Source organism: Parapedobacter sp. SGR-10 (genome assembly GCF_011030405.1).
Lineage (GTDB): Bacteria > Bacteroidota > Bacteroidia > Sphingobacteriales > Sphingobacteriaceae > Sphingobacterium.
Map to the genome: position 1 here is coordinate 74,294 of NZ_JAAJTJ010000012.1, position 18,013 is coordinate 92,306.

At 44.8% G+C, this 18,013-nt stretch carries 11 protein-coding genes; all 11 read left to right on the forward strand.

The window, feature by feature from the left end:
• Positions 1 to 3 precede the first annotated feature (3 nt).
• Complete coding sequence (locus G5B00_RS10440; RefSeq protein ID WP_163874626.1) at positions 4 to 2,403, forward strand: heavy metal translocating P-type ATPase; 2,400 nt, start codon at positions 4 to 6, stop codon at positions 2,401 to 2,403.
• A 124-nt stretch (positions 2,404 to 2,527) separates the two neighbouring features.
• Complete coding sequence (ccoS, locus tag G5B00_RS10445; RefSeq protein WP_163874629.1) at positions 2,528 to 2,698, forward strand: cbb3-type cytochrome oxidase assembly protein CcoS; 171 nt, start codon at positions 2,528 to 2,530, stop codon at positions 2,696 to 2,698.
• Positions 2,699 to 2,879: 181 nt separating this feature from the next.
• Positions 2,880 to 5,003, forward strand: a complete 2,124-nt coding sequence (locus G5B00_RS10450) for an arylsulfatase (RefSeq protein ID WP_205966389.1) — start codon at positions 2,880 to 2,882, stop codon at positions 5,001 to 5,003.
• Between the two features lie 99 nt (positions 5,004 to 5,102).
• On the forward strand, positions 5,103 to 5,483 hold the full coding sequence (locus tag G5B00_RS10455; RefSeq protein ID WP_163874632.1) for a hypothetical protein: 381 nt from the start codon (positions 5,103 to 5,105) through the stop codon (positions 5,481 to 5,483).
• Positions 5,484 to 5,525: 42 nt separating this feature from the next.
• Positions 5,526 to 6,926, forward strand: coding sequence for a sulfatase (locus G5B00_RS10460; protein WP_163874635.1), 1,401 nt, complete (start codon positions 5,526 to 5,528; stop codon positions 6,924 to 6,926).
• A 61-nt stretch (positions 6,927 to 6,987) separates the two neighbouring features.
• On the forward strand, positions 6,988 to 7,980 hold the full coding sequence (locus tag G5B00_RS10465; RefSeq protein ID WP_240894456.1) for a glycoside hydrolase family 43 protein: 993 nt from the start codon (positions 6,988 to 6,990) through the stop codon (positions 7,978 to 7,980).
• A gap of 15 nt (positions 7,981 to 7,995) precedes the next feature.
• Entirely contained in the window at positions 7,996 to 9,219 is a 1,224-nt protein-coding gene (locus tag G5B00_RS10470) for a purple acid phosphatase family protein (RefSeq protein WP_163874642.1), read from the forward strand.
• Between the two features lie 32 nt (positions 9,220 to 9,251).
• A complete protein-coding gene (locus G5B00_RS10475) occupies positions 9,252 to 11,342 on the forward strand; it encodes a hypothetical protein (protein WP_205966390.1) in 2,091 nt (696 codons plus the stop codon).
• A 15-nt stretch (positions 11,343 to 11,357) separates the two neighbouring features.
• Positions 11,358 to 12,950: a sulfatase gene (locus G5B00_RS10480; RefSeq protein WP_205966391.1), complete on the forward strand. Its 1,593-nt coding sequence runs from the start codon at positions 11,358 to 11,360 to the stop codon at positions 12,948 to 12,950.
• Positions 12,951 to 12,962: 12 nt separating this feature from the next.
• Positions 12,963 to 14,639 carry a glycoside hydrolase 43 family protein gene (locus tag G5B00_RS10485; RefSeq protein ID WP_163874648.1) on the forward strand — a complete coding sequence of 559 codons (1,677 nt, stop codon included), beginning with the start codon at positions 12,963 to 12,965 and terminating at the stop codon, positions 14,637 to 14,639.
• 235 nt (positions 14,640 to 14,874) lie between these two features.
• Positions 14,875 to 18,003, forward strand: a complete 3,129-nt coding sequence (locus tag G5B00_RS10490) for a SusC/RagA family TonB-linked outer membrane protein (protein ID WP_163874651.1) — start codon at positions 14,875 to 14,877, stop codon at positions 18,001 to 18,003.
• The last annotated feature ends 10 nt before the right edge of the window (positions 18,004 to 18,013 follow it).

The window sequence follows — 18,013 nt, forward strand, 5'->3', positions numbered from 1 at the left end:
AAAATGTCGAAAGTCAACGATCTGACCATCAACAAAAAAATCTGTTACCACTGCGGAGATATGGCAGAGGACACCACATATATGCTGGACGACCGTCCATTCTGTTGTCTCGGTTGTCAGACCGTGTATCAGATACTGAACGAGAACAACCTTGGTAGTTACTATAGATATAATACTCACCCCGGCAAGTCCCAAAAAGTACAGAAGGAAGATCTGAGCTACTTGGATGAGCCTAATATTGTGGCCAAGCTTGTCGACTATCAGGATGATGAGATGGTGATCATGACTTTTTATATACCCGCCATACATTGTAGCTCCTGCATTTGGCTGTTGGAACACCTTTATAAGCTACATCCGGCCGTAAAATCTTCACAAGTTGATTTTATGAAAAAACAGGCCAGTATCACGTTCGACAAAAAGGGTATTTCCTTGAAAGCGCTTGTACAGTTGTTACACAATATCGGTTACGATCCTAAGATTACCCTACAGGACGTTGTCAAGGAAGGGAAGAAGTTCAATCAGAAAGGACTGATTGCCAAGATTACCGTGGCAGGATTCTGCTTTGGAAATTCGATGATGATCAGCTTCCCCGAATATTTCGGTATGGCAGAGTTCGAACGCCAGTATGCTGCCTTTTTTGGCTATATGAATTTGGCTTTCGGTATTCTGGTACTACTGTATTCGGCTTCCGATTACTTTAAATCGGCTTGGTATAGTCTCAAACAAAAACAGCTCAATCTCGATGTCCCGTTGGCATTGGGTATATTTGTCCTGTTTTTTCGTTCAGCCTTCGAGATATTGACCCAGACCGGAGCCGGATTTATGGATACCTTATGCAGTTTGGTGTTTTTTATCCTAATAGGTAAATGGGTACAGCAGCGTACCTATTATCACATCTCTTTTGAGCGTGATTACCGCTCCTATTTTCCAGTAGCTGTCACCGTATTGGAAGATGGAAGAGAACGGCCTACACAGATCGCGGATCTCAAAGTTGGCGATAGAATATTGGTCCGGAACAACGAGATTGTTCCTGCCGACGCCATTTTATGGAAAGGCACAGCTTCGATAGACTTTAGTTTTGTGACGGGAGAAAGCCGTCCTATAGAAAAAGTATTGGGCGAGATTGTATATGCCGGAGGACGACAAGTCGGAGAGGCTATTGAAATGGAAGTTGTCAAGCCTGTATCTCAAAGCTACTTAACCAAACTCTGGAACAACGAGAACTTTAAGGTTCAAGAAAAAAAATTCGATACCTTTGTGGGGTATATCAGTAAGTACTTTACCATAGGACTGTTGTGCATAGCTCTGTCGGCAGCTGTCTTTTGGTTGGCTGGAGGCAATACGGAAAGGGCATGGGCAGCCTTCACAGCTGTATTGATTATTGCCTGTCCCTGTGCATTGGCGCTCAGTTCTCCTTTTACACTTTCTGCAGCATTAAGTATTTTTGATAAAAATAAACTCTATATCAAAAATACAGCTGCTATAGAGCAGATGGCCGCCATCGACACCGTCGTATTTGACAAGACAGGAACCATATCCTCGCCTCATGTTTCCACCATGCACTTTGAGGGTGAGCTATCCACACGGGACAAAAGCCTAATTTATTCCCTCTGTCGCAATTCCAACCACCCCTTGAGTCGGGAGATTATCAAGTGGTTGGGCGAATGTACGGTCTTGCCTGTCACGGATTACGAAGAGATTGTAGGGCAGGGGCAGAAGGGGCGATTTCAGAATGATGAAATCAAATTGGGCAGTGCCACGTTCGTAGGAACAAACAAATCTCCTTTTGAAGGATCTGTTGTCTACATCCAGGTAAATGAAGAAATAAAAGGTTGTTTTACATTGGAACAATCTTGGCGTAAGGGTTTGTCTGAAGTTGTAGGCAAGTTAAGTCACTGCCATTATGACCTGCATCTGATTTCTGGCGATAACGAACGTCGTGCGGAATCCCTACGTTTGATATTTCCGGTACAGTCCGAACTGCTGTTTAATCAAAGTCCTGGCGACAAATTGCGCAGGATAGGCCAATGGCAGCAGGAAGGGAATAAGGTATGTATGTTGGGGGATGGATTGAACGATGCGGGAGCATTGCGCGAGGCTGATTTGGGTATAGCTGTTTCGGATGATATCAACAACTTTTCGCCCGGGTGTGATGCTATATTGGATGGGGAGGCTTTCGAGAGATTACCTCGGTTTTTTGTGTTCAGCAAAGATGCCGTCAAGGTCATTAAAATGAGCTTCGTGATCTCGCTGATGTATAATGTCATCGGTTTGAGTTTTGCGGTACAAGGCACGATGTCACCCTTGTTTGCGGCCATTTTAATGCCTATCAGTACCGTTACCATCATCTCCTTCACGAGCCTGACGACACGATGGTACGCACGACGCAGGAAACTTATTTGAGGGGGCAGTTGACAGAGGATAGTTGACAGCAAACAGAGAGCAGTAAACTCGCACCCCGAAACAAGTAACAAAGGAATTAGGAACAAAAACAATAAATCTCAATACGCAATACAATACTCAAAAAATGAACATCATATTCTTTCTAATCGGTTGTAGTGTTTTTATTGCCTTAATTTTTTTGGTTGCTTTCTTTTGGGCCAACAGGACCGGTCAACATGACGATACCTATACTCCCTCTGTACGGATTTTGTTCGATGACGAGGTAGAGGGAGAGGAAAAAGAAGAAACGAAATAATATTTTTAGAAAAAAAATGATTGTTTTGTTAACTATCTTATTATTAGATATTTAATTTGTTTTTGTTTGTGTTGTGGTCTTATTGTGCACAAAATTTCAAGTGTTTGACCTAAAATTTATAGGGGATAGAGGGATAGGTTTTGTAAACTTGTGAAAGTTATACTATATAAACCTACATGATATGCTGACCCGTATAAATAGGCTTGCACCAAAAGCAGTTTTAAGATTTATTCCCGCCAACATGTGGATTTGTCTGTTGGTGATCTCCTTATCCCCGAATAGGGTATTGGCAATGACCGATACATTATCCCATGATAGCCGTCCCAATATCGTACTAATTATGGCTGATGATTTGGGCTTTTCAGATATAGGCTGTTATGGGGGTGAAGTGGAGACACCACAGTTGAACGAATTGGCGAAAAATGGATTGCGATATAGACAATTTTACAATGCGGCGCGTTGTTGTCCATCCCGTGCGGCATTGATGACAGGCCTTTATCCACATCAAGCAGGAATGGGGTGGATGGCAGCAGCAGATATGGGTACACCTGCTTATGCAGGTAATCTCAATAACAATAGCGTGACCATTGCCGAAGTACTCCGTTCTGCCGGATACAGTACCTATATGAGTGGAAAATGGCATCTGACCAATGAACGTAAAATAGAAGGAAAAGTTATAGATAACTGGCCTATACAACGGGGTTTTGATCGTTATTTTGGGATTATTCCCGGTGGCGCAAATTATTTCAAAGCCACTATATACAGCAATAATCGTTCCTATCGTACCCCTAAAAATTTTTATTTGACCAATGCTATCAGCGATACCAGTATAGCCTATATCCGCGAACATGCCCAAGCCGGCAAGAAAAATCCTTTCTTCCTGTACGTAGCGTATACTGCTCCCCACTGGCCACTGCATGCGCTAAAACCGGAAATAGATAAATACGTGGAACGGTACAAAAAAGGATGGGATGTCCTTCGGCAAGAGCGATTTAAGAAGATACGTGAAATCGGTCTTATCAGACAAGATAATGCATTCTCTCCGAGAGATAGTAAGGTACAGGCATGGGATCGGCTATCGGATCAGGAAAAGGAAGATATGACGATGCGCATGGCCATCTATGCAGCGCAGATAGACCTTATGGACCAAGGGATCAAGCATATTGTCGATGAACTGAAAAAACAAGGACAATTTGAGAATACGCTTATTTTCTTTCTCAGTGACAATGGTGCTTGTGCCGAATATATCAGCCGGGAAAAAGAATATTTGGACGGAACAAAAGCAGATTCTTACGAAAGCTATCGACAGTCTTGGGCCAACCTGAGTAGTACACCTTTTAGAGAATACAAACATTATGTACACGAAGGCGGTATTGCATCACCTTTGATCGTACATTGGCCCAAGGGTATCCGCAAGGATTTGAACAACTCCTTTATTGATAGCTATGGACATATTATCGATCTGATGGCAACTTGTGCGGATGTAGCTGGTGCTTCTTATCCGGAAAAATATAATGGACATACCATTCAGCCTTTGGAAGGTAAAAGCCTTGCTCCCCAGTTTGTGGGAAAACAGGTAGATAGAGGGAAAATCTTTTGGGAGCATGAGGCCAATATCGCTATGCGGGATGGAAAATGGAAGATGGTCGCCAAAACCAAAGAACGCACCGATTTCGACAAGGCATCCCTTGAATTGTACGATATGGACAATGATCCATCCGAATTATATGATTTGGCCAAAAAATATCCTAAACAATTGGAGGACATGTATAAGGAGTGGCATGCTTGGGCAGAGAGGATAGGTGCCTTTCCTTTGAATACCCGTACCTATGGCGAACGTGCTCAAGCTTATAGAAGAATGATAAATGGGGATTTTGAGGATCGTCTCGGTGACTGGAAAATCTATCAAGCCGAACGAGGCTTGGCTCGGATAGAAGTGGATACAAAGGATGTGATTCAGGGACGAAATACGGCCAAAATTACGGTGCAACGTAAAGCTTCTAACACAAATGCTGTAGCCCTGCGCTGGCCTTATCCGGCAAAAAAAGGAGAAAAATTTAGGATTGAGTTGGCCTCTAAAGCCAATCGACCGAAAACTACCCTTACGATAGCCGTGGAGCCTGTGGCAGGAGGCAGGCCTGTTCTCAACGAACAAGTCGAAATATCTGGTGATGTGGCGGTGTATCGTTTTGAAACCGAGTGTATTCCAAAGGATGAAGGGTATAGGGTGAGTCTTAAGTTCGGAGATGTACCGGTCGCTACGAGTGTATGGGTAGATGATATCAAGTTGACTAGTCTACAGTAGGTTCGTTGATCCATATTTTAAAATGAATACGATCCGGGAGTAGCATTGGATGTCGGGTTGAGTAAGTAACTAAATAAACTAAAATTAAATGTTATGAAAATGAAAAGTTTAAAATCAGGTATGAAATTAGTGATCGGTACACTATTATCAGTCATGTTTTTAATGACGGCACAGGCACAGGAATCGCCGGAGATATTGGCAAAGCAAAAAACAAAGAGCTTTAAAAAAACCTTGAAGCTGACAGACGAACAGAACCAAAAGGTCGGAGAAACTTTTTTGACGTTCTATACCAAACTCCAGAAAGCAAAGGCTGAGGGTGTCGATCCGGCTGAACGGAAAAAAAGGACGCAGATAGCTGTCAAAGAGCGTGAAGAAAGTTTTAAGAAAATACTGACCACTGAGCAATGGGAAGGCCTGATGGAAAAGAGGAAAAGAGAGAAAGAACATGCTAGACAAAAAAGAGCGCAGCAAAATCAATAGTATAGGCAACCTTGTATAATGAGAGTATATCAATTTTAAAATATGAACACAGTTTGGTTAAGTAATGTGCTGGTCTCAGTATGTTGTTGGTTAGGAGTATCGCTGTTTGCTTTTGGGCAGACAAACCCCTCAAAAAACTATGCCGGGGATCATCGCAAACCCAATATCGTCATTATCATGGCCGATGATTTGGATTCTAAGCAATTGAGTTGCTATGGAGGACAAAATCTGAAAACACATCATATCGACGAATTGGCTGCATCCGGCATGCGTTTTACCAATATGATTGCTTCAGAGGCAATGTGTGTGCCTACTCGGGCATCGTTGTTTACGGGACTGTACCCGGCTAGGCATGGCGCATACCAAAATCATAAGGCTGTCAATGACGGGTTGAAAAGTGTCTGCCATTATTTGGCTGATCTGGGATACCGTGTAGGGCTAACGGGGAAAAATCACGTAACAAAACCCCGAGAAATATTTCCTTTCGATATAGTACCGGGGTTTGAACCCAATTGTGTAAAACGTACGGATGATTATTTCTTGGATAGTATTGAACGATATATCACGGCACCGGAGCCTTACTGTCTCTTTGTGATGAGTATCAATCCACATGTACCATGGACAGCCGGAGATCCCTCGGAGTTTGATCCCCAAAAGTTGATATTACCTGCGCATTGGGTGGACACGCCGGTTACCCGTCGTAACTTTGCTAATTTTTTGGCAGAAATACGACGTTTAGATAATCAAGTGGGGGATGTGATGAAGATGTTGGAAAAAAACGGACAGTTGGACAATACTATCGTCATGTTTCTGGGAGAGCAAGGCCCTCAATTTCCCAGAGGAAAATGGACGTTATGGGATTATGGTCAGCGTAGTTCCATGATTGTACGGTGGCCGGGTGTCGTAGGCAAAGGCAGCACTTCGGAAGCTTTAGCGCAGTATGAAGATGTCGTACCGACACTTATAGAAATTGCCGGTGGCCAAAAGCGGGATGATCTGGATGGTATTAGTTTTTTGAGCGTATTAAAAAACGGTGGTTTAGGAGCGCGTCAATATGCTTATGGTATCCATAATAATATTCCTGCCGGGACGGCTTATCCAATACGCAGTATTCGTGATAGAGACTACAAGTTTATATGGAATCTCAGCCCGGAAAGAGAATTTTATGTCAAGATGATGAATCCACAGTCCAAAGGTAGTCTTTGGAATACCTGGGTGAATAGGGCAAACCGCGATCCAGAAGCCGAACGAAAAGTACGACAGTTTGTCAAACGCCCAGAATTTGAATTGTACGATTTGAAATCCGATCCTAGCGAGATGAACAACCTCGCCGGAAACCCGAAGTATACCCGACAGTTGACATCATATAAAAAACAGCTAGAGCAGTGGATGGGACAGCAAGGCGACCCGGGAGCGGCATTGGATGTAGAGTTGAATAAGTAACCTAAAAAACGTTTAGTTGAGATATAACAATATGAATAAAACTTCGCTCAGCAGGGTATCTATGCTGATATACTATTGTCTTTTTATAATATCATGGAGTTGGGCACAAACTAGTCCATCGAAAGTCCATATTAAGGATTTAAATATTCGAGATCCTTATATTGTGGCAGACAAACAGTCGCAGACTTATTTCCTTTACAAAGCTGCGAAAGTAAAAAACGATCAAGGAAAGTTTTCGAGCGGAGTAGTCACCTATAAAAGTAAGGATTTAGAAACATGGGAAGGTCCGTATACAGTATTCGTGACTCCACCGGACAATTGGATCAGAGGTGTGATATGGGCACCCGAAGTACATCATTATAAGGGTAGGTATTACCTGTTTGCCACACTTAATTCCAGTATTCCGTGGAAAAAGAATCAGGAGGGGTGGCCTGAGTACAATTTTCGGGGTACGCAGATTTTTCATGCCGATAGTCCGATGGGACCTTTTCTCCCTTTTGAAGACAAACTCCCCCATACCCCAATAGATCGTATGGCTCTTGATGGGACTTTGTGGGAGGAGAATGGTAAGCCCTATATGATTTATTGCCACGAGTGGGTACAGATCAAAGATGGAAGTATGGTATTGGTAGAATTGGAGCCAGATCTATCTAGACCCAAAGGAGAGCACGTGACCTTGTTTTATGCTTCGAGTGCGAATTGGTCTACGGGGCAGAAAAAACCAAATGGTGATACCGCTTATGTGACCGATGGATGTTTTGTATACCGCACGAAAACGGGAAAACTGTTGATGCTGTGGTCGAGCTTTAAAAATGATAGTTATGCCATCGGGATTGCAGAATCTGCCACAGGTAAGCTGACAGGGCCTTGGAAGCAGCAACCTGACCTGCTTTTTGGTCAGAATAGCGGGCATGGAATGCTGTTTGAAACTTTTGACGGTCGCCTCATGCTGACATTCCACGGTCCCAACTCGCCATCTGGAAAGGAGCGGGCGCAGATTTTTGAAATGGAAGACACTGGAAATACTTTAGTGCTGAAAAAGAGGGTGCTTTAGTTTGAGGAAAATATCATGAAAGATTTAAAATCGAACAGAAGGAGTTTTCTGGGGAAGGCGGCAAAGATAGCAGGGTTATTGAGTGTTGCCAACTTGCCGGTTCTGCGGGCAGAAGTGCAACATAAAGGTGTTGCTGACGATCCGGAACACAAATTCTTAACAAAACCCTATTTGCAGAATCCGCTGCATGGAGAAATCACAGTGAGGTTTATGACCAACAAACCTACGTATAGTTGGGTAAAATACGGATTGGATGAAAGTCTGAAGAGTAGTGCGGAGACCGTAAAGCTTGGACTGGTAGAGGCTAATAACCGTATTCATGCCATCACATTAAGAAATCTGGAACCCGGCAAGAAATATTACTATAAAGTACTCTCTAAAGATTTTTTCGAATACAAACCCTATGACGTCGTCTTTGGAAATACCATTGAGAGCGAGATGTACAGCTTCACAGCACCGGACATGAAAAAAGAGGAGTTTTCAATGTTGGTGCTGAATGATATCCACGAGCGGCCAGATGCAATCGAGCAACATATTGGTTTACACGGCAACGCACCTTTGGATATGGTCTTCTTTAATGGGGATATATTCAATTTTCAGACAGATGAAAACCAAATTATCGAGAAGATGATAGATCCGTGTACGGCATCATTCGCGACGCATAAACCTTTTCTGTTTGTGCGCGGCAATCACGAGACAAGAGGGAAATTTGCGAGGCGATTACCGGACTATTTTGACAATATTGATCATGCTCCCTATTTCACCTTCTCGCGGGGATCAACTTTCTTTATCTGTCTGGACTCGGGCGAGGATAAGGCAGATAATCACAAGCAGTATTTTGGTCTGGCAGCGTTTGATGCTTATCGGGAGAAACAAGCCGAATGGCTGGAACAGCAGTTGGAGAGTGAAGCCTATAAAAAGGCAAAATACCGCATCGTATTGATACATATACCACTCTACCATTTTCACCGCGACCCGCCTGGGGTAGCTCATTGCAGAAAAGTATTTGGCCCGTTGCTCAACAAGTACAAAATAGACCTGATGATCAGCGGACATACGCACAGATATGGCTTCCACGAGGCAGAGAAAGGGAGGCACAATTACCCGATCATGATCGGAGGCGGCCCTAATCTGGGCACGCGGACACAGATTCATGTGGTTGTGGATAAGGAAAAGTTGGCGGTGGTGATGAAAAAAGACGATGGGGAGGTGCTTCATCGGTATGAAGTCAAAGGGTAGTGAAAATTAAGTATAGAGATAACCACATAAAGATGATAAAAAGCTATAAATACCTATTTTTCCTGCTAATTTTAGGAACTTTTGACATGGTTCACCATAGCCATGCCCAAAACCTGAATAGGTTGGAAATTTTTTCGGAAAACTATCCGCGGGCCGGATATTTTCGTGTCGCCGAATTTACCATACGGCAAAGCTACCGGGATCAACCTAGTAAATATAAAGAATGGCGGGATCGCTTCTCTGATCTCAGTGGTATTCTGGGAAAAACGGAGCATGAGGAACTTTTGCGCAACAACCCCCACGAACAAATATGGGATTGGTTCAACCGCTACAAGAAAGATTTTCCCGACAAGTTTGTTATTGTACACATGAATGGCCGGGGCCGTATTCCTAATTATCGGTTGGACAAATTCTCGGCAGGGCACTGGCTCTATTTTGAGGGTTCGGAGGTGCAGTCGGATCTGCCCGGAAGAAGTAGTCGGTTCGAGAAAGACATGTGGATCAAGGTAGCCAATCCCGATAAATTTCAGTTGGACAATGGTGCTAGAAGGCGCTCAAAAGATGACATTACACTGGTGCGCAAGAAAAAAGACGGAAGTTTGGATTGGGAGCATGCAGAATATGTCCGTTTATTGGAGAAGGATGGTGACAGGATTAAGATAAGACGTGCCATGTTTGGCTCCAAGCCACTCGAATTTTCAAAAGAAAACACATATGCTGCGCCCAAGGTGATGGAGGGACCTTGGGGCGAAACACAAAATATGGTTTGGTATTACAACCTCTCAACACACTGCCCCAAAGATAAAAATGGTAAAACCTGTGCCGACATCTTGTTGGAAGAACTATCCGGAAATTTTAAAAAAGGAGGACGTTGGCAGCACTTCGACGGCGTACAGTTTGATGTGATGATGGGGGTGCCGGTTATGGGTTCCCATGCCAGTCGCCGGGTGTTGGGGCAATGGCCTGATGTCAATATGGATGGGGTAGAAGATAAAGGTGTCGTTGATGATCTTCAAAGCTACGGTATCGGTGTATTTCATTTCGTGAATAGATTGCGGGAGGCTGTTGGTCCTGACAAGATCATTGCTGCGGATGGACGGAATGTCGCGAGCCAACAAGTAGGAAACAAGGCATTCAATGGTGCGGAGATGGAAGGTTTCCCTTCGCAAGAACCCCGTGGCTTTGTACACTGGTCGACACCCATTAATCTGCTGAACTTTTGGCGGGGTGTAACCGGAGAACCATATTTTAACTATGCGGCCTTTCGGTACGATGGACCGCATCATATAGATAAGAAAGATTTATTGGCCCATTACCGATTGGCCTTTGCAGGGACGGCGTTTACCAATAGCTTTATTTTAGCGAATAGTTGGACGACGAAAGACGGAATCCCTGAATTGCATGAAGTCTTCGGGTTGCCCCAAACAGAAAGCTCGATAGGATGGTTGGGCAAACCCATAGGCGAGGCAGTCCATCTGGCTGGAACTGCGCCGTACGGTGGATCTGATCTATTGGGGGGAAGAGGAGCTCCTGCACAAGCGGCTATCCTTAACCCCAGCAATAATGCGCCCTTTCTGTCTGTTGCGGAGAATACTACGGCTCGATTGAACGACAATGGTGTTCTAGAACTCGCTCCTGCCAAATCGGTCGATGGGTTGAAATTCAGTATCAAGAACCTCCCTTTTGAAAATGAACAGATCTATGTCGAACTTACGATACGGTCGGGCAAGATAGACAGCCGTTATCCTGAAGGATATTTGCGTTCGGCGAGTTTGATACTGAATGGCATAAGTCGACCAAAAGAAACCGTGAATTTTATCAAGATGAATGAAGATTGGTTCACCTACCGTATCTATTTTGGAAATGCTTTTGACACAAAGACCAAGAAACCTGTTGTGTACAACAAAAAAGGAGAGCAAGTGGTCGATCTTAACATGGTGGTGCACGATGGCTTGGGAACAGTGGAAATATCCAAAGTGACCGTCAACAACGCTCCAGAGATCGTATACCGTGACTTTGAGCATGGCACGATCGTCGCCAATCTTTCTACACAGGACTTTGTCTGGAAAGAGCGGAACCTAACGGTACCAGCTAAGGATGCACTGTTTATCCGTAAAAAATAAATTAAAAAGAGAGATATGAATACGTTGAACAACCGATTTATTTTTATGCTATTTTGCACGGTTATCCTTGCATCGTGTGAAAGACAAGCTCCTACCGAACTGCGAGGCAAGCGACCCAATATTTTATTGGTCATTGCAGACGATATTTCATATCCCCATATGGGGGCCTATGGAACCAAGTGGGTAAAAACGCCGGCCTTTGATATGATAGCGGAACAGGGAATCCTGTTTGGCAACTGCTACACGCCTAATGCCAAATGCGCACCGTCGAGGGCGGTACTACTCACTGGACGTAACTCATGGCAATTAGAAGAAGCCGCCAACCATATCGGATTTTGGCCACAGGACAAATATCCCACTTTTTGTGAAGTATTACAGGAAAACGGTTATGCGGTAGGCTTTACAGGCAAAGGCTGGGCACCGGGAAATCCGGGTAACAAAGACGGTGAGAGACGTCTGTTGACGGGAAAACCTTACCAAAAACGTAAACTGGTGCCACCCACAAAGATGATTAGCCCCAACGATTATGCTGCCAATTTTGCAGATTTTCTTGCTGATGTATCACAAAATGAACCTTGGATGTTTTGGGTCGGTGGGCATGAGCCCCATCGCGCATACGAATTTGGTACGGGTGTGTCTGTTGGGGGAGCATCCTTATCTGATATTGATCAAGTACCGAGTTTTTGGCCCGATAGTGATACCGTGCGCCACGATATGTTGGACTATGCACTCGAAATTAATCATTTCGATACCCATCTGATGCGTATTATGGCCAAATTGGAAGAAATCGGACAATTAGACAACACCATTATTATCGTGACAGCAGACAACGGTATGCCTTTTCCAAGAGCAAAAGGCTTGCAATATGAATATTCCAATCACTTGCCTTTGGCCGTGATGTGGAAAGACGGTATATCGCAAGCCGGACGAAGCGAGAAAAGTCTCATCAGCTTCGTGGATATAGCTCCCACGTTGATGGAACTTGCCGGTGTGCACGAAAACCAAATCAGTGATTTGGATATGGCAGGCAAGGATATGTTGGATATTTTCGCTAACGATAAACAGCATGACCGTTCGTTCATACTATTGGGGCAAGAGCGCCATGATTACGGAAGACCACAGAATCAAGGATATCCCATTCGTTCCATCATCCAGGACGGTTACCTGTACAGTTACACGTTTAAACCCGATTTATGGCCAGCCGGGAACCCGGAGACGGGATACCTTAATACCGATGGATCGCCTACCAAGACGCAGATCTTGAACATGAGAAGGCGAAACGAAAATGCCAAGTACTGGAAACTGAACTTCGGCAAACATCCGCAGGAAGAGTTGTATCACCTCACCAATGATCGCGAATGTATGCACAATCTTGCACAGGAGGATGTACACTGGGAACGTAAAGAAAAAATGAAAAAATTGCTATTTGCGCAACTTGAAAAACAAGGGGATCCACGAGTGCTGGGAAGAGGCGATATCTTTGATCGATATCCTTTTCATCAACAATCAAGTTTCTTTTTTTATGAACGATTCAAAGAAGGGGAAATTATCGAATACCAGACGGATTGGGTGAGCCCAACAGATTATGAAACGGAGGTTATTCAATAAATGGATACCATTATGAAATATTTTATCATCCTATATGGGGTATTGCTCTATGCTTGTGTAGGACAAACGCAGGAACAAACACAAATACTGCTCTTAGAAACACCCAAAACCGGGACTTGGGGAGACCAGGGAGACGGTACGTTCCGCAATCCGGTACTCAATAGCAATTATCCGGACAGCGATGTGGAAAAGTGGGGCGATAAGTGGTACATGATTTCCTCTAAAGGGAGGTATATGAAAGGTATGACCATTCTAGAGTCAGAAGACTTGGTGAACTGGTCTATTTTGGGCGGTATTGTAGACAGTGTAGATTGGTATGATGCAGATGAAAAAGATGGCGAAGGAGTATGGGCAGGTGATTTGGTGCGACATGGAGATCGTTGGCTCTGTTATTTCATCGACATAGACAAGGGTTTGTTTGTCTGTACCAGTACAGATATCGAGGGGCGATGGAGTGCACCACAGCTTATCTTGGAGCGTAAGGGCATGACGGATCCGGCCGTTTATTTTGATGACGACACTCAGGAAGGCTATTTGATCTGTAACTATAAAATTGAAGACGTCCACAATGAAAAACGCCTATACTATAATAGACTGTTTAGGCTGAGTTGGGATGGAATGAAAGTGCTGGATAAAGGGCAAGATATATATGTGGAATCCGGAGCAGAAGCGGCCAAAATCTATAGGATCAATAGCTACTTTTATCTGTTTTTTTCGGAGTGGACAACCAATGGGCAGGGAAAAAAAGTAGATCGTAGGCAAATTGTACTGCGCTCTAAACATATCGCCGGGCCATACGAAAAGAAGATACTGCTCGAACGGGACCCCGTCACAGGGCGAAGTAGCAGTCAAGGATCGTTGGTACAGGCACCGGACAGTTCCTGGTGGTATTTCCACCAGCTAGTCCAAAAACCGAACACATTTGAAGGCCGGCCTCAATGCTTAATTCCGGTCACTTGGCAAGACGATTGGCCGTTGTTGGGTACAGATCCAGATGGTAACGGGATAGGCAATACCGTATGGCGCAATCGTAAACCGATAACCGGAAAGCCTATCCGCAGTCCGCAAACGGATGATGATTTCCGAGCGCGTACGTTGGGTGTCCAGTGGCTATGGGACGGTAACCCTGTCAATCATTTGTGGACACTGGAAGAATCGCCTGGAAATATGCGTATGTATGGAGCGCGTCCGCGAGATGAAAACCGACCCTATGAAAGCTTGCCAAATAAATTGTTACAACGAAAAATGGGTACAGGAAAAGATACGGTAACCACAAAAATGGATGTCAGTGGTATGCAAACCGGGCAATCCGCAGGATTAATCGTGACGGGCTTTAATCACGCTGTTATCGGTGTCCACTACCATCCATCGAAAGAAAAAAGAATATATGTGGAACGGGCTGACGGCAAAATAGTGGAGGTGCCACTTGACGGTACAAAACAGTCAGTTTATCTGCGTGCTGTCATGGACGAGCGGAATCTCGACCTGATGTATAGCTTAGACGGTGTAAATTATCATTCGATAGGAGAGACTTATCTGTTGCAAACGCGAGGGTTCAACGGACTTTTTATAGGGTTTTACAGTATGTCGGCAGAGGACAATGTTCCGAAAAATGGGTACGTGGATTTTGACTGGTTTACCTACAGCTATGATGGGCCAAAGAATATGCAACTTATGGAAATAAAATGAGGTAGTTGGCGCAAAAATTCAAGTGTTTAACCTAAAAGTTATAACCTAAAACCATTATTTATAATAAAATTGTGACAATAAAGCGTAGGGGGTTGGTGTCTTTCGGAACCATCTCTTGGCCCGCTTGTCTGTGACAGTAATCTCGCGTACATGCGAGATAGTTTGTAAACCAATATAAGCAAATGTTAACAATACAATTATAACAGAATATAGACAATTTTAATCTTAAAAAATTATGACAGCAAAAAACAGAAAAACATTAGGGATGTGGTTCACGTTGCTGTGTCTGTTGCTTGGTTTTTCGGACCCGGCGATAGCAAAGTCGGGCCAGCAGAACCGTCGGGTGAGGGGGACGGTATTGTCGATCACGGACAACACACCCTTGGAGGGAGCAAGTGTACGCATCCAAGGGCGAGGTAGAAGTACGATTACCAACAGTGCCGGAGAGTTCTCATTGAATGGTGTGCGACCCAATGATATATTGGTCATTGCTCACTTGGGATACACGACTCAGGAGTATAGGCTATCCGGCACACAACAAGTCAGAATCCTTTTAGTGCCTTCTGCGGAGGATCTGGAAGAAGTTGTGGTCGTAGGGTACGGTACGATTGCCAAGAGTGATTTTACCGGATCGAGCAGTAGGGCTGACATGGAAGGTGTAGAGGAAAACAGGTTTACCTCTCCGTTGGAAGCTTTGCAAGGACGCATGGCCGGTGTGCAGGTCATCACCAATACCGGAGAAGCCGGTGGCGGTATCACGTTCAACGTGCGTGGCGTGACCTCCATGAGCGGTGGAAGACCTTTAATTGTTGTCGATGGACAGCCCATTGAGTCCGAATATGGAGCTACTCAAGCCGGAATGGATCTGGAAGCAACAATGACCGCTATACCTATGGACCCGTTGGCAGGGCTCAATCCTGCGGACATCGAGTCCATAGAAGTACTCAAAGATGCCTCTTCCATCGCCATTTATGGATCACGTGGCGCTGATGGAGTGGTATTGATCACCACTAAGTCCGGAAGAGCGGGGAAAGACAGGATCAGCTACACGAGCCGGCTAGATTATAATACCATGCCCAAATACCTTGATGTGCTCAACTCGCGTGAATATATGTTGCGTACTAACGAAGCCAGGGAAAATATGGGATTGACACCTACCTATACCGAGGAACAGATCGAAAATCCCGAAGTCGATGTTAACTGGCAAAGGGAGGTTTTGCAGAATCGGTATTCGCACAATCAGCAACTGACTGTGTCCGGAAGGGATGATAGAACCCGGTACATGCTCTCGGGCAACTTTTCTGACCAGAATAGTATGATAAAAAACAGAGGATTCGATCGGTACAGCCTGCGTGCTAACTATCAGCGGAATGTATCGGATAAATTCATAGTATCTCTCAACGCCAATATGGCGATGATGAACAGGCAGTTTGGACTGCAGTCCAATGCCGGTGCAATTCCAAACTCCAGTGTCGTCATGACATCCCTGATGTGGGCGCCTAACCGCAGGGCATACGATGAAGAAGGAGAAATTGACGATCAGTTTGCCAATAATCCTTTGCTGATTAGTGAAATAGTGAAAGATCATTCCAGGGTGCGCCAGACTACGGCAAATGCCACACTGCGCTACAATTTCAACAGAAATCTTTGGTACACGCTGAAAGTCGGGGTCAATGACAATTATACCTTGCGCAATGTATATCACCCTCGGGGTACGTTAGCAGGTGATGCGGCGAATGGCGTAGCTGTCCGGGGTGATAATTGGAATACCAACTATTTGGTAGACAATTTGTTGAACTTCAACAAGGTATTGTACAAAAAACACCGTATCAATGCTGTGGGAGGCTTCTCTTACCAGTTTTGGGATTATAAGAGTTCCAGTATGACCGCTCGGGATTTTCCGTCAGATGCTTTAGGCTATTATAACTTTCGGATAGCCAATGCACCGGGGATTATGCGGACTGTTTATCAGGAAAGAGCGTTGCAGTCGGTATTGGCACGTGGCAACTATGCTTATGACAGGCGGTATCTGCTGACCTTGACCGGACGTGCCGATGGTTCTTCAAGATTGGCAGCAGGTCGGAAATGGGGATCTTTCTATTCTCTTGGTCTGGGTTGGAACCTGCATAACGAGAGTTTCTTCAAAGCAGATTTTGTCAATGAACTGAAACTTCGCGGCAGCTACGGGGTAACAGGGATGGAAAGGATTGCCATAGGGGCTACGCAGGCGACTTTTACCTACAATATGGTCAATGTCGGTGATGTGATTATACCGGGCTATGTACAGAGTGATTTCGATAATCCTTATCCTACCTGGGAATCCACAACGCAGGCAAATGTAGGAATGGATGTAGAGTTGTGGAAAAATAGATTGGCGTTTTCTGTGGATCTTTACCGCAAGCGCACCACCGATCTGTTGCACAATCTGCAACTGCCTCCAAGTGCTACATATTCTAGCTATCCCGTCAATATGGGAGAAGTGCTGAATGAAGGAATCGATATAGAGGGAAACCTGTCGGATATTTTGCGGGGCAAGTCTCCTGTAAAATGGAATGCCGGTTTTAACCTTTCGGTACTGCGCAATGAAATGGTACACGTAGGTGTATTGGAAGCATTATATGGACAACATTATTTTGCGGGAGGCGGCATGTTGTTGGGGCAGCCGGTGCATACCGCCGTGCCTGGTGGACCGCTCCCGTCTTTTTGGGGCTACAAAACGAATGGCATATACCAAAATGCGGACGAGATAGCGGCAGGTCCTGAAGCTTCCACGGCAAGACCGGGAGATGTGAGGTGGGTGGATGTCAATGGTGATGGTCAGATAACAGACGACGATAAAACCATTATAGGTAATCCTTTTCCGGACTTTACCTATGGTTTTAACACCAATTTGGCCTATAAACGCTTTACGCTGTCAATGGCTTTTATGGGAAGCCAAGGCAACCAGTTGCTCAACATGAACAGTTGGATATTGGAAGCCAATAGCATCACGAATGCTTTTACGTCCACGAGCAGAGCTTACGAAGGAGCTTGGCGCGGAGAGGGGACCAGCAATAAGTATCCCAGGTTAACGAATGATTCACCACGGCTGAGCGGACGTTTCCCGGATTGGATGGTGGAAGATGCTTCCTTTTTCCGTATGCAGAGCCTGGTATTGGGCTATACTTTCCATCTGCCTCAATATCTGGGTGCATCCTCCCTGAGAGCGTATGTCTCGGGTACTAACCTGTTTACGATTACCAAGTACTCGGGCTTAGATCCGGCCATCAATGCCTTTGGTCACAGCGTGCTGAACTCGGGTGTGGACCTGGGTACATTGCCTCAGCCACGCACCTATTCCGTAGGTTTTGAATGGACATTTTAATCATTAAACT

What these genes read in the sequence shown, in the direction of transcription:
- G5B00_RS10470 (WP_163874642.1), top strand. Translation starts at nt 7,996, where the DNA reads ATGAAAGATTTAAAATCGAACAGAAGGAGTTTTCTGGGGAAGGCGGCA.
- G5B00_RS10475 (WP_205966390.1), top strand. Translation starts at nt 9,252, where the DNA reads ATGATAAAAAGCTATAAATACCTATTTTTCCTGCTAATTTTAGGAACT.
- G5B00_RS10480 (WP_205966391.1), top strand. Translation starts at nt 11,358, where the DNA reads ATGAATACGTTGAACAACCGATTTATTTTTATGCTATTTTGCACGGTT.
- G5B00_RS10440 (WP_163874626.1), top strand. Translation starts at nt 4, where the DNA reads ATGTCGAAAGTCAACGATCTGACCATCAACAAAAAAATCTGTTACCAC.
- G5B00_RS10460 (WP_163874635.1), top strand. Translation starts at nt 5,526, where the DNA reads ATGAACACAGTTTGGTTAAGTAATGTGCTGGTCTCAGTATGTTGTTGG.
- G5B00_RS10485 (WP_163874648.1), top strand. Translation starts at nt 12,963, where the DNA reads ATGAAATATTTTATCATCCTATATGGGGTATTGCTCTATGCTTGTGTA.
- ccoS (WP_163874629.1), top strand. Translation starts at nt 2,528, where the DNA reads ATGAACATCATATTCTTTCTAATCGGTTGTAGTGTTTTTATTGCCTTA.
- G5B00_RS10455 (WP_163874632.1), top strand. Translation starts at nt 5,103, where the DNA reads ATGAAAAGTTTAAAATCAGGTATGAAATTAGTGATCGGTACACTATTA.
- G5B00_RS10450 (WP_205966389.1), top strand. Translation starts at nt 2,880, where the DNA reads ATGCTGACCCGTATAAATAGGCTTGCACCAAAAGCAGTTTTAAGATTT.
- G5B00_RS10490 (WP_163874651.1), top strand. Translation starts at nt 14,875, where the DNA reads ATGACAGCAAAAAACAGAAAAACATTAGGGATGTGGTTCACGTTGCTG.
- G5B00_RS10465 (WP_240894456.1), top strand. Translation starts at nt 6,988, where the DNA reads ATGCTGATATACTATTGTCTTTTTATAATATCATGGAGTTGGGCACAA.